Annotated in this window: 10 protein-coding genes; 3 read left to right on the top strand and 7 right to left on the bottom strand. The window is 74.3% G+C overall.

Annotated elements, in window-relative coordinates; genetic code table 11:
• Positions 1 to 81 precede the first annotated feature (81 nt).
• Positions 82 to 285, top strand: coding sequence for a cold-shock protein (locus AC1WTP_RS07085; protein ID WP_007072071.1), 204 nt, complete (start codon positions 82 to 84; stop codon positions 283 to 285).
• Between the two features lie 48 nt (positions 286 to 333).
• On the opposite strand, the gene AC1WTP_RS07080 is transcribed toward AC1WTP_RS07085, so the two are convergent.
• The 5 genes from AC1WTP_RS07080 to AC1WTP_RS07060 form a co-directional block, all read right to left on the bottom strand.
• Positions 334 to 1,656: an MFS transporter gene (locus tag AC1WTP_RS07080; protein ID WP_481648411.1), complete on the bottom strand. Its 1,323-nt coding sequence runs from the start codon at positions 1,654 to 1,656 to the stop codon at positions 334 to 336.
• Entirely contained in the window at positions 1,653 to 2,228 is a 576-nt protein-coding gene (locus AC1WTP_RS07075) for an ArsR/SmtB family transcription factor (protein ID WP_481648410.1), read from the bottom strand. Before AC1WTP_RS07075 ends, AC1WTP_RS07080 begins: the two co-directional genes overlap by 4 nt.
• Positions 2,229 to 2,333: 105 nt before the next feature.
• On the bottom strand, positions 2,334 to 3,218 hold the full coding sequence (locus tag AC1WTP_RS07070; RefSeq protein WP_481648409.1) for a hypothetical protein: 885 nt from the start codon (positions 3,216 to 3,218) through the stop codon (positions 2,334 to 2,336).
• Between the two features lie 157 nt (positions 3,219 to 3,375).
• Positions 3,376 to 5,040 (bottom strand): CocE/NonD family hydrolase, encoded by a 1,665-nt coding sequence (locus AC1WTP_RS07065; RefSeq protein WP_481648408.1) that lies wholly within the window; start codon positions 5,038 to 5,040, stop codon positions 3,376 to 3,378.
• A gap of 2 nt (positions 5,041 to 5,042) precedes the next feature.
• Positions 5,043 to 5,555, bottom strand: coding sequence for a MarR family winged helix-turn-helix transcriptional regulator (locus tag AC1WTP_RS07060; protein ID WP_447136223.1), 513 nt, complete (start codon positions 5,553 to 5,555; stop codon positions 5,043 to 5,045).
• A 148-nt stretch (positions 5,556 to 5,703) separates the two neighbouring features.
• Here AC1WTP_RS07060 and AC1WTP_RS07055 point away from each other — a divergent pair, with 148 nt between their 5' ends.
• Entirely contained in the window at positions 5,704 to 7,830 is a 2,127-nt protein-coding gene (locus tag AC1WTP_RS07055) for an MMPL family transporter (protein WP_481648407.1), read from the top strand.
• A 52-nt stretch (positions 7,831 to 7,882) separates the two neighbouring features.
• Here the strand turns inward: AC1WTP_RS07055 and AC1WTP_RS07050 are convergent, their stop codons facing one another.
• Both AC1WTP_RS07050 and AC1WTP_RS07045 read right to left on the bottom strand, forming a co-directional pair.
• Entirely contained in the window at positions 7,883 to 8,761 is an 879-nt protein-coding gene (locus AC1WTP_RS07050) for a lytic transglycosylase domain-containing protein (protein WP_481648406.1), read from the bottom strand.
• 31 nt (positions 8,762 to 8,792) lie between these two features.
• A complete protein-coding gene (locus tag AC1WTP_RS07045) occupies positions 8,793 to 10,196 on the bottom strand; it encodes a DedA family protein (RefSeq protein ID WP_481648405.1) in 1,404 nt (467 codons plus the stop codon).
• 136 nt (positions 10,197 to 10,332) lie between these two features.
• On the opposite strand from AC1WTP_RS07045, the gene typA reads away from it, so the two are divergent.
• A complete protein-coding gene (gene typA, locus AC1WTP_RS07040) occupies positions 10,333 to 12,201 on the top strand; it encodes a translational GTPase TypA (protein WP_481648404.1) in 1,869 nt (622 codons plus the stop codon).
• Positions 12,202 to 12,261: the final 60 nt, after the last annotated feature.

Raw genomic sequence — 12,261 nt, 5'->3', positions numbered from 1 at the left:
TTTGGCCCGTTACTGTCGAGGAGGTACAGGGCGATCATCGGCCGACGGCCGGCGGTCAGCCGCTTCGAACAGGAGAGATGCATGGCAACCGGCACGGTTAAGTGGTTCAACTCGGAAAAGGGCTTCGGCTTCATCGAGCAGGACGGCGGGGGTCCGGACGTGTTCGTCCACTACTCGGCCATCGCGACGAGCGGCTACCGGGAGCTGAACGAGGGCCAGAAGGTCGAGTTCGAGGTGACCCAGGGGCAGAAGGGTCCGCAGGCGGACAACGTCCGCCCGATGTAGACCCGTGTCGGTGGCGGCGGCCGGTGACGGCCGCCGCCGCAGTACGCCTCACGGCTCCGCCGGCGCGGCGGGCAGGTCCCGCCGTCGCCGCAGCGGCCCGACCAGCAGGATCAGCGGGGTGAGCGCCAGCCAGCCGGTCATCACGCCGATCGCGGTGCCGGTGCCGAGGACGCTGCCGAGCGCGCCGGCCGCCACCGCGGCCAACGGGATCGTCCCGTAGTTGAGCAGCTGCATGCTGACCGTCACCCGGCCGAGCAGGTGGTGCGGCGGGTAGGTCTGCCGGAAGCTGCTCTTGAGCACGTTCCCGACCGCCACCCCGAGGCTGACCAGCACCCCGCCGAGCGCCGGCCAGACCAGCCCGGCGCCCGGGCCGGCCAGCGGGATCAGCAGCGCGGGCGGCCCGGTCAACGCCGCCGCCAGCAGGATCGCCCGGGCCGTGCCGAGCCGCCGCCCGAGCCGGGTGGCCAGCACCGCGCCGACGATGCCGCCGAGGCTCATCACCGCGACCAGCACGCCGACCGGGCCCGGCTCGACCCGCGCCTCGCGGACCAGGTACACCACCAGCACGGCCTGGTAGCCGACCAGCCCGATGTTGCTGGCCGCGCCGAACAGCGTCAGCACCCGCAGGTACGGATCCGCGGCGACGAACCGGATACCGGCGGCGATCTGCCGCCGCAGCGACGAGGTGTGGCCGGTCCGCTCCGGCCGCGGCTCGACCCGCCGGATGCGCAGCAGGCAGGCCGCGGAGACCAGGAAGCTCAGCGCGTCGAGCAGCAGCGCGGTGACCGCGCCGGCGAGCTGCGCCACCAGGCCCGCGATCCCCGGCCCGAGCACGTAGCTGGCGGTCTGCGTGGCCTGGATCCGGGCGTTGCCCGCCGGCACCTGTTCCGGGCGCAGCAGGACCGGCAGGTAGACCTGGTCGGCGGTCTCGAAGAAGACCCGGGACACGCCGCCGCCCAGGGCCACCACCAGCAACTGCCCGACGGTGAGCACGTCCAGCAGCGCGGCGAGCGGCACGCTGAGGAACAGCGCGGCCGAGACCAGGTCGCAGGCGATCATCACCGGCCGGCGGGGAAGCCGGTCCACCCAGGCACCGACCGGCAGGCCGATCAGCAGCCAGGGCAGCCAGGCCGCCGCGGTGAGCACCGCCACCGCGAAGGTGCTCGCGTCGAGCACGGTCACCGCGACCAGGGGCAGCGCCACCGCGGTGACGTTGCTGCCGACGCTGCTGACCGTCTGCGCGGCCCAGAGCAGCCGGAAGTCCCGGTGGCCCCGCAGCCCGGATCCGGCCGCCGGGCGCCGGGCGCGGGCCTCGCCGGCCGGCACCCGCTGGTCCGGGCTGGCGGGTCGGGCCGGCGCCGGCGTGCTCACGGCGTGGCCGGAAGGCCGTGGGCGAACAGGAAGACCGGCTCGCGGCGGCGCCCGTCGTCGGGCACCGTCCGCTCCGTCCAGCGGGCGAGCAGGTCGTTCAGCTCGCGGCCCAGCTCGGCCAACTCCTCGGGCGTGAGGTGCAGCCAGCGGTCGATGGAGAACGGCCCCTCACCCCAGGCGTCGTGCGCGGCCTCGTCGGCGGCGTGCCAGGCGCGGGCGAGCGCGACGTGCCGGTCGAGGTTGAGCGAGGTGGCGGCGTCAGCCACTGCCCGGGCCGCCGGGTCGGTGTCGAAGTCGGCGCTGGACCAGCGCACCCCCCGGCTGACCAGGCGCCACCACCGCTCGCGCCGGTCGCGGGCCAGCTCCGGCGCCTCGGCGACGAGGTCTGCGGCGGCGAGCACCTTGAGGTGGTGGCTGACGTTGGCCGGGGCCTGCCCGGTGCGGTCGGCGAGCAGGCCGACGGTCGACGGGCCGTGCACCTTGAGCACGTCCATCAGGCGTCGGCGCAGCGGGTGGGCGAGCGCGGCCAGCACCCGGGAGTCGGTCACCTGGCGTACGTCGGGGTTCGGCATGCCTTCAGCGTCGCATCCGCAACAGCTCTTTCGCAAGAGCCATTGCGTAATACCTCTTGCCGGACTCGCCGGCGCGGCGCGGGGGGTGCCGCGCCGGCGGTCGGGTCAGGCGGCCAGCCGACGGGCCAGTTCCTCGGCGACCTGTCGGGCCAGCGTGGGTGGGATCGCCGCGGCGATCTTCTCCGGGGTCAGCCCGGCCAGCACCCCGGCGACGATCGCCGGCTCGTCGGTGACGTCCTTGCCGGCGAGCGCGGTCAGCGCGGACTGTACGGCGCTGAGCTGGGCGCCGAGGGTCTTCAGGTTCGGGTGCGGTACGACGTAGCTGGTGTTGGTGTGGTCCTCCCCCAGCGCCATCCGGGTGTAGATCTGCCCGACCGGGTTGCGGCCGTCCAGGACGGTCAGGTTGCGGTGGATGGTCTCCAGCCAGGCGTGCTCTTGCGGGGTCATGTCGTCTCCCTCGATGAGGCCGATGGTGGTCAGGTAGCGACGGAACAGCGGGGTCTGGTCCCGGCCCGCCTTGATCGCGTCGCGGAAGAAGCTGAAGTGGGTGTGCCACAGGTGGGAGTCGTCGCCGGTGCTGCGCCGGCCGAGCCGGTCCCACCGCCGGACGACCCTGCCGTCCGGGGAGTAGATGATCTCCCGGATGTCCCGGGTGTCCGGGGCGTTGGCGGCGCACTGGCCGACGCACCAGACGGAGAAACTACGCAGGTCGTGGGTGCGTCCGCCGGAGCTGACCTGGAACTGCCCGACGTCGAGCGCCGCGGCGTCCAGGGTGAGCCCTTCGCGGTCCCGGGGCGACTCCACCACCGAGTAGTCGTTCGTGACCACCCGGTCGGAACCGCAGTGGTAGCCCCCGCGGTGGGCGGAGTCACCGACGATGCCGACCTCGGCCGGTTCGAGGTCCTGGCTCCGTACCCGGTTGGGATCGACGTTGAGATGGGTGAGCAGCAGGTTGCGCACGGTCAGCAGATTGGTGGGTGCGCGCGTCATGGGTCCCCCTAGTCGGGTCGGGGCCGGGCACGACAGTGACACCGCGTACGCGGTGAGGGGGCTACACGCGCGGGCCCGGCCAACTGGTGCACAACGCCGGGCGTTGCTCAACGATAACCCAGTCAATGGACGAACGCCCAGTTCAAACGGGGTCAGTTCACCGTGGAGGCAGGCGACGACCGGAGTGGACGACGGGCAGTACGACCGCCGACGGGTGCTCCGGGTCGTGCAGGATCTCTCGATGGCCGGCACGTAGCGTGACGGCGGTGCCGAGCGGTTCCCCGGTGCCGGGGTTGCGCGCGTACCGGGGGTGGGCGCCGCCGGAGACCTGGAGGCGCAACCGGTGCCCGGCCGCGAACCGGTGGGCGGTGGGCCACAGCTCCACCGGCACCCGCACGGCGCCAGCGGCGTCGACCGGATAGCGCCCCGGCTCGATCCGGACCAGCCCGTCGCAGACGTTCCAGGACCGGGCGCGCCGGTCCACGTCGCACAGTCGCACGAAGACGTCCAGGTACGACAGTTCGCTGCGCACGTGGATCTCGGCGCGCACCGGCCCGGCCACCTCGACCGGGCCGGCGAGCGGCGCGCTGGTCCAGGTGAGCACGTCGGGCCGGGCCTCCACCGGGCGGTTGTCGACCGGCCCGGCGCGCTGGGCGACGAGCAGCGGACCGCCGAGCGAGGGGGTGGGATCGGCCGGGTCGTACCAGAACCCGTCCGGCGCCGACGGCACCGGCGGATCGGTGGCCAGCGCGCCGGCCGGGTGCAGGTGCCACCGGGTGGGCGTGGCCGGCGGCGGCCAGTCGGGCAGGTCGCGCCAGCCACCGCCGACGCCGCCGACGTGCACCCGCACCGGCGCGGTCCGGCCCGCCGGGCGACCGGCGAGGTGCTCGTCGAGCCAGTCCAGGCCGTCGCGCAGGGCCGCGACGAACAGCCCCGGGCTGCCGTGCGTCCACGGCCCCACGGTCAGCCGGGGGCGGGCCCCGGCGGCGCGCAGGGCGGCGAAGTCGCGCAGTTGGGCCGGCAGGAAGATGTCGTGCCAGCCGCCGAGCATCACCACCGGCGCGCGCACCTGCCCGATCCGGTCGTCGAAGACCCGGGTCCGCCAGTAGTCCGCGGTCGGGGTGTGGTGGCGCAGCCACTCCTGGAAGAACGGCACGGTCACCCCGGTGGCGATCCGGTCCGCCTCGGCCAGCGGCAGGTGGGCCAGGGCGGCCGTCAGCCGGGGCTGCCCGCGCTTGAGTTCCCACTGCCGGGCCAGCCAGGGCACGGTCTGCGCCTGCAGCAGCTCCGCCCAGGTGAGCACGGTGTCGAGGGCGAACGAGTCCCCGGCGTAGGTGGAGTCCCGGGTGGCCGAGGCGGTCACCACGGCCACCATCGCCCGCAGCTCGTCGCCCGCGTCGGCCGCCAGGGCCCACTGCACGAAGCCCTGGTAGCTGGCGCCGAACATGCCGAACGCCCCGGTCCACCAGCGCTGGCGGCGCAGCCAGTCCAGGGTGTCCAGTCCGTCGTCGCGCTCGTGCACCAGCGGTTCGAACACCCCGCCCGAGCCGTGCGTGCCGCGGCAGGACTGGATCACCACGTGGAAGCCCCGCTCGGCGGCGAGCCGGCCGAGCAGCCGCATCGGCCCGCCCCGCCCGTACGGGGTGCGGATCAGCACGACCGGCGCGCCGGGCAGGTCGGGGGCGTAGTGGTCGGTGCGCAGCGCCACGCCGTCGCGGACCCGCACCGGGACGTCCCGGGTCAGGGTGACCCGCCGGGTACGCGCGGGGGGCAGCCGCAGCGCCGCCGTGGCGACCCGGGTGACGAGCCGGTCCAGCCGCACGGTCAGCCCGGGCGGCGGGGCGGGGCGGATCGGGCCGCCCGGACGGCGTCGCGGTGCTCGCGCAGCGAGGCGCCCATCGCGGACATGAACCGGTGCACCACCGCCAGTTCGTCGTCGGTGAACCCCGACATCACCTCGTCGGTACGCCGTCCCAGCGGCCGGAAGAAGTCCAGCGCCAGTTCGGCGCCCCGGTCGGCGTAGCGCAGGAAGACCTTGCGCCGGTCGGCGGTGTCCCGGTCGCGCCGGATGTGCCCGGCCCGTTCCAGCCGGTCGATCAGCGCGGTGACCGAGCCGGAGGAGAGGTTGAGCTGCTCGCCGAGGCGTCCGGGGGTGATCGGCTGGCCGGCCAGTTCGGCGTCCATCACCGCGATCAGCGCCTGCAGGTCGGTGGCGCCCAGCCCGTGCAGGGCGGCGAAGGCGTGCCCGACGTGCTGGGCGTCGCTGGAGTAGCGGCGCAGCTCCGCGGTGATCTCGGCGACCAGCCGCTCGCGCGGGGTCTCCCGCCGCCGGTACATGTCGTGCGCCACGTCCGCCTTCCCCGCCGCCCCGTTCTCGAGTTGCAGCCTAACTCAGCGGCCGATAATCTCGGCCGTCGAGATACTTGGCAGCCGGGAGATATGGTGCGGGGACGCCGCCCCGCCGGCCGGAGACCGGGAGGCAACCATGTCCCTGTTCACCCGCGTCGCCCGCGGCCGGCCGGCCGCCTGGCTCACCGTGGTCGCCGCGATCGTCGTCGGCGCGGCCGTCTTCGGCCTCCCGAAGCCCGACAACCCGGCGCCCGTCTCGTCCACCGGCCTGTCCCTGCGCTGGCAGTCGACCCAGGTCGAGCGCCTACAGGAGCAGTTGCCCTCGCGCGACGTCCAGCCGGCGATCGTCGTGGTCAGCCGCGCCGACGGCGGCCCGCTCACCGCGGCCGACCGCGCGGCGCTCACCGGGCGGTCCGACGACCTCGGCCGGTTCGCCGTCGGCGGCCGGGTCGGCCCGCCGCAGGTCTCCCCGGACGGCACCGTCGCCCTCGTCGCCGTGCCGCTGTCGACCGCCGGCGGTCAGGAGGAGATCGCCGGCCGGGTCGACGACCTCCGCGCGTCCCTGGACGACGTGCCCGCGTCGCTCACCGTCGCGGTGACCGGCGGTCCCGCGTTCACCACCGACCTGGCAAAGGTCTTCGACGGCGCCGACACCACCCTGCTCGTCGTCACCGCGTCCGTGGTCGCGCTGCTGCTGCTGATCACCTACCGCAGCCCGTTCCTGTGGATCGTGCCCCTGGTCGTCGTCGCGGCGACCGAGCAGCTCACCCTGCGCGCCCTCGACACGATCGTCCCGGCGGTCGGCATCAACCTCCCCGGCGGCGCCGTCACCGGCATCGCCAGCGTCCTGGTCTTCGGCGCGGCCACCGACTACGCGCTGCTGCTCATCGCCCGCTACCGGGAGGAGTTGCGGCGCGAGGCGGACCGCTTCGTGGCGATGCGGGCCGCGCTGCGCCGCACCGCCGAGCCCATCCTCGCCAGCGGCTGCACCGTCGTCCTCGGCGTGCTCACCCTGTTGCTGTCCGAGCAGGAACTCAACCGGGCGCTCGCCGTGGCCTGCGCGACCGGCGTCGTCCTCGCCATGGCGTCGGCGCTGTTCGTCCTCCCCGCGGCGTTGGTGATCTTCGGTCGCGGCCTGTTCTGGCCGTTCGTGCCCCGGGTCGGCGGCGCGGTCCGCGACGGCCGGCTCTGGGGCCGGCTCGGCGCCGCCGTCGAGCGCCGTCCCGCGCCGGTCGCGGCGGCCGCGGTGCTGCTGCTGGCCGGGCTCGCCCTCGGCGGGCTCGGCATCCGCACCGGACTGTCGGAGACCGAGCAGTTCCGGGTCGAGCCCGAGGCGGTCGCCGGCGCGGAGACCCTCGCCCGGGCCTTCCCCGCCGGCACCACCCAGCCGGTCGCCGTGCTCACCACGCCCGCGGCGGTGCGGGCCGTCACGGACGCCGCCGCGGGCGTCCCGGGCGTCGCATCCGCGCGCCCCGGCGCGGCCGGCGCGGCGGTCGCCCAGGTCGACGTCGTGCTCGACACCGAACCCGGCACGGCCGCCTCGGACCGGGCGATCGAGGCGCTGCGCGACGCGGTCGCCGCGGTGCCCGGCTCCGCCCCGCCCGCGGTCGACGGCGCCGACGCCTTCGCCGGGGCGCTCGTCGGCGGCACGGTCGCCGGCACCTACGACTCCGACGAGGCCAACGGCCGGGACCTGCGGCTGATCCTGCCCATCATCCTGCTGCTCGTCGGCGCCGTGCTGGTGCTGCTGCTGCGCGGCCTGCTCGCCCCGGTGCTGCTGGTACTCACCGTGATCGCGTCGTTCTTCGCCAGCCTGGGCGCGGCCTGGCTGCTCTTCGACCACCTGCTCGGGTTCCCCGCGCTGGACAGTCAGGTGCTGCTGCTCGCCTTCGTGTTCCTGGTCGCCCTCGGGGTGGACTACAACATCTTCCTGGTCACCCGGGCCCGCGAGGACGCCCGCGCCACCGGCACCCGCGCCGGCGCGCTCTCCGCGCTGCGGGTGACCGGCGGGGTGATCACCAGCGCCGGGGTGCTGCTCGCGGCGGTCTTCGCCGTGCTGGGGGTGCTGCCGCTGATCCTGCTCACCCAGATCGGGATCATCGTCTGCATCGGCGTCCTGCTCGACACCCTGCTGGTGCGGACGGTGCTCGTGCCGGCGCTCGCGTTCCTGCTCGGCGACCGGTTCTGGTGGCCGGGCCGGATCGGGCGGCCCACCGTCGAGGGCGACCCGGCGCGCGGTGAGCCGGTGGCCGCCCGGCACTGAGCGGCGCCGGGGTCGCCTGCCGCACCGCCGCCGCCCCGGCCCCGCCGCGGGCTCAGTAGCCCAGGCAGACGCACTCGGTCATCAGCGCCCGCACGTTGCGCACGTAGCTCGGGTTGGGGATGGCCAGCGGCTCCCCCTCCACCGCGACCGCGCCGTGGCCGTAGTTGTACGCCGCGATGACCGCGTTGAGCAGGCAGGAATCCAGTTCGGCGGAGCACAGGGCGGCGTCGAGGCGGTAGTCGGCCTCGAAGTACATGTCCCCGATGTACTTCGTCAGCCAGGCCAGATAGTTGGCGCCGAGGTAGGCGTTGTCGCGGTAGTCGCGGATGTCGTAGCTCTGCCCGAACCGCTGGTTCATCCAGTCGGCGGTGCCCGGCATCACCTGCATCAGCCCGATTCCGCCGTCACAGGCGATGATGTTGGACTGCCAGCCGCTCTCCTGCCACGCGGTCGCCTTGACCAGGTTCAGCGGGATCCTGATGCTCGGGGCGGAGGTCGGCCAGTACGTCTTCGCCGCCGCGTCGGCCAACGCCGTCTTCACCTGGGCCCGGGTCGCCTGGCTGCCCTCGTAGCTCGGCTCGCAATCGTTCGACGGCGGCTTCGGCGGCGCCGGCGGCACCTTCGTCTCGGTCGGCGGCTTGGCCACCGGTCGTGGTCTGGTGGCCCGGGTCGGCGTACGGCTCGGGGTGGCCTTCGGCGACGCGGTGCGGGTGGGCGCGGCCCCCATCGCCTCGACCGCGCTCGGCGCGGCCGACGGTTCCCCGTCGGGCTCGCCCTCTGCCGGGTCGCCGCCCGGCAACGTGGTGGGCGCGGCCACCGGCACGGCCGGTTCGTCCGTCCCGGCCCGCCGTCCGGCGCAGCCGGCCACCGTCCCGGCCAGCAGCGCCCCGACCAGCAGTACGGCCGCCAGCCGATCCGTGCGTCGACGCATCCCTACCCCTCCCCCGTGCGGTGGCCGCACCTTAACAGGGCCGGACCGGCCGGCGGGGTCCTGGTGACAGCGCGTCCGGCTCGTCCACCGGCTCCCGGGCACCGCCCACCGCCCGGTCCCGGGTGGCCCAGGCCACCATGAACACTGTCGTCCAGGCGACCCCGAGCAGCACCGAGCCGGCGATCCCGCTGGCGGTGCCCAGGCCCAGGTAGAGGCGGGCGCCGCCGAGGCCCACCACCCCGGCCGCGGCGGCCGTCCAGGCGGCCACCGCCACCGGCCAGCGGGCCTGCCGGGACACCAGCCAGGCGAGGGTGCACAGGCTCGCGGTCACCACCGCGGTCTGGGTCGGGAACAGGACAGCCCCGCCGCCGGGACCGGCCAGGTCGGCCACCACGGCCAGCACCACCAGCGGCATGAACGCGCCGGCCGTGCCGACCACGCTGAGCAGGTCGGCCTGCCAGGGCCGGTGCCGCCAGGCCAGCACCGCGGCCAGCACCGCCACCACCACGATCAGGAACGAGCCGCGCAGCACCGAGACCACCGCGAGGGCGGCGTCCACCGCCCCGGGGGTACGCCGGTCGGCGAACCACCCGGCGATCGCCCCGTCGACCACGGCCAGCCCGCTGTGCCGCACCACCACGCCGAGCAGCCAGGCGATGGCCAGCCCGGCGACGAAGAGCAGCAGCAGCCCGGCGACCAGGTTGAGCAGCAGCGTCCAGGCCGGGCCGATACGCATGGCGAGCAGGAAGAACAGGATGCCGTACCGGGCGCTGAACCAGCGCACCGGCGGCAGCCCGGCGGCCCGGGACAGCAGCGCCCGAGCCGGGTCCGGGTTGCGGCCCAGCCACCGCCCGGCCAGCACCACCGCGACCAGCGCGGCCAGCAGCACCAGCACCGCCCCGGTGGCCCGGCCGAGCAGCCGGGACACCGTCTCGTACGACTCGCCGGCCAGGTAGCCCACCAGCACCGACCCGCCCACCCAGGTGGCCACCCCGGCCGCGTTCCACGGCGCGAACCGCCGGTACGGCATGCCGGCCGCGCCGGCCAGCCGGGGCACCAGGGTGCGGGCGAAGGCGACCCAGCGGGCGGTGAACACCCCGCGCCCGCCGAGCCGGCCGAGCATCGCCTCGGCCCGGGTCCACCGGTGCGGGCCGACCCGGGCGCCGAGCCGGCTGGCGCGCAGCCGCGGCCCGTACCGCCGGCCGGCGCGGAAGGCGAGTGTGTCGCCGATCACCGCGGCGACCACCATCACCAGCAGCGTCGGGGCGAGCCGTAGCGTCCCCGCGTACGCTAGGAAGCCGACCAGCAGCAGGGTCGCCTCGCCCGGCACCAGCAGTCCGAAGATCACGGCGGTCTCCGCCGCGACGATCAGCGCGGCGACCAGGTAGATCAGCAGGGCCGGCAGGCCCTGCAGAGACGTCAGCAGGTCGTGCACTCGGCCCCCATGAACACGAGGGTCAGCATGCCAGCCGTCCGAACGGCTGGGACAGGAGTTTCGCCAGAGACCCGGGCCATCTGGGGGTTGACCCCGACCGGACCCCGGCAACCGCAGACAGGAGAGTATGGAGGGTATGCAGCTTCGCACCGACCTCCGCAACGTCGCCATCATCGCCCACGTCGACCACGGCAAGACGACCCTGGTCGACGCCATGTTGCGGCAGGCCGGCGCCTACGGCGCCCGCGGCGAGACGACCGAGCGGGTCATGGACTCGATGGACCTCGAGCGGGAAAAGGGCATCACCATCCTGGCCAAGAACACCGGCGTGCGCTACCTGCCGGCGGACGGCTCCGACCCGGTCACCATCAACATCATCGACACCCCGGGCCACGCCGACTTCGGCGGCGAGGTGGAGCGCGGCCTGACCATGGTCGACGGCGTGGTGCTGCTGGTGGACGCCAGCGAGGGCCCGCTGCCCCAGACCCGGTTCGTGCTCCGCAAGGCGCTCAAGGCACGCATGCCGATCATCCTGGTGATTAACAAGGTGGACCGGCCGGACGCCCGGATCAAGGAGGTCGTGGACGACACCTACGAGCTCTTCCTCGACCTGGACGCCGACGAGGAGCAGATCGACTTCCCGATCGTCTACGCCTGCGCCCGCGACGGCATCGCCTCGCTGACCCAGCCCGCCGACGGCGCGGTGCCCGACGACAGCCACAGCCTCGAGCCGCTGTTCCGCACCCTGCTGGACACCATCCCGCCGCCCGCGTACGAGGAGGACGCGCCGCTGCAGGCGCACGTGACCAACCTCGACGCCTCCCCGTTCCTCGGCCGGCTGGCGCTGTGCCGGGTGCGCCAGGGCACCATCAGCAAGGGCCAGACCGTGGCCTGGTGCCGCACCGACGGCAGCACCCAGCGGGTGCGCATCTCCGAGATGCTGATGACCGAGGGCCTGGAGCGCAAGCCGGCCGACTCGGCCGGCCCGGGCGACATCATCGCGGTCGCCGGCATCCCCGAGATCATGATCGGCGAGACCCTGGCCGACGCGGAGAACCCGCAGCCGCTGCCGCTGATCACCGTCGACGAACCGGCCATCTCGATGACCATCGGCACCAACACCTCGCCGCTGGTCGGCCGGGTCAAGGGCGCCAAGGTCACCGCCCGGATGGTCAAGGACCGCCTGGACAAGGAACTGGTCGGCAACGTGTCGCTGCGGGTGCTGCCCACCGAGCGTCCGGACGCCTGGGAGGTGCAGGGCCGCGGTGAGCTGGCGCTGGCCATCCTGGTCGAGCAGATGCGCCGCGAGGCCTACGAGCTGACCGTCGGCAAGCCGCAGGTGGTCACCAAGGAGATCGACGGCAAGACCTGCGAGCCGGTCGAGCGGCTGACCATCGACGCCCCGGAGGAGTACCTGGGCGCGATCACCCAGCTGCTGGCCACCCGCAAGGGCCGGATGGAGCAGCTGGTCAACCACGGCACCGGCTGGATCCGGATGGAGTGGCTGGTCCCCGCCCGCGGGCTGATCGGCTTCCGCACCGAGTTCCTCACCGAGACCCGGGGCACCGGCATCCTGCACCACGTCTTCGAGTCGTACGAGCCGTGGTTCGGCGAGCTGCGCACCCGCAACAACGGGTCGCTGGTCGCCGACCGGGCCGGCTCGGTCACCGCGTTCGCGATGACCAACCTCCAGGAGCGGGGCCAGCTCTTCGTCGAGCCGGGCACCGAGGTGTACGAGGGCATGATCGTCGGGGAGAACTCCCGCTCCGACGACATGGACGTCAACATCACCAAGGAGAAGAAGCTCACCAACATGCGCTCGTCGACGGCCGACGAGACCGAGAAGCTGATCCCGCCGCGCAAGCTGTCGCTGGAGCAGGCGCTCGAGTTCTGCCGCGAGGACGAGTGCGTCGAGGTGACCCCGGCCGCGGTCCGGATCCGCAAGGTGGTGCTCGACCAGACCGCCCGCGCCCGGGCCACCGCCCGCCGCAAGCACGCCGGCTGAGCAACCGCCGCACCGGCCGGGGCCGGTCCGCCACGCGCGGGCCGGCCCCGCGTCGTTTCT

It is taken from the genome of Micromonospora sp. R311 (assembly GCF_056780015.1).
This window is presented reverse-complemented; position numbering and strand designations above follow the sequence as displayed.

Coding starts and splice junctions, on each gene's coding strand:
- AC1WTP_RS07085 (WP_007072071.1), top strand. CDS start 82: ATGGCAACCGGCACGGTTAAGTGGTTCAACTCGGAAAAGGGCTTCGGC.
- AC1WTP_RS07075 (WP_481648410.1), bottom strand. CDS start 2,228: ATGCCGAACCCCGACGTACGCCAGGTGACCGACTCCCGGGTGCTGGCC.
- AC1WTP_RS07070 (WP_481648409.1), bottom strand. CDS start 3,218: ATGACGCGCGCACCCACCAATCTGCTGACCGTGCGCAACCTGCTGCTC.
- AC1WTP_RS07060 (WP_447136223.1), bottom strand. CDS start 5,555: ATGTACCGGCGGCGGGAGACCCCGCGCGAGCGGCTGGTCGCCGAGATC.
- AC1WTP_RS07055 (WP_481648407.1), top strand. CDS start 5,704: ATGTCCCTGTTCACCCGCGTCGCCCGCGGCCGGCCGGCCGCCTGGCTC.
- AC1WTP_RS07050 (WP_481648406.1), bottom strand. CDS start 8,761: ATGCGTCGACGCACGGATCGGCTGGCGGCCGTACTGCTGGTCGGGGCG.
- typA (WP_481648404.1), top strand. CDS start 10,333: ATGCAGCTTCGCACCGACCTCCGCAACGTCGCCATCATCGCCCACGTC.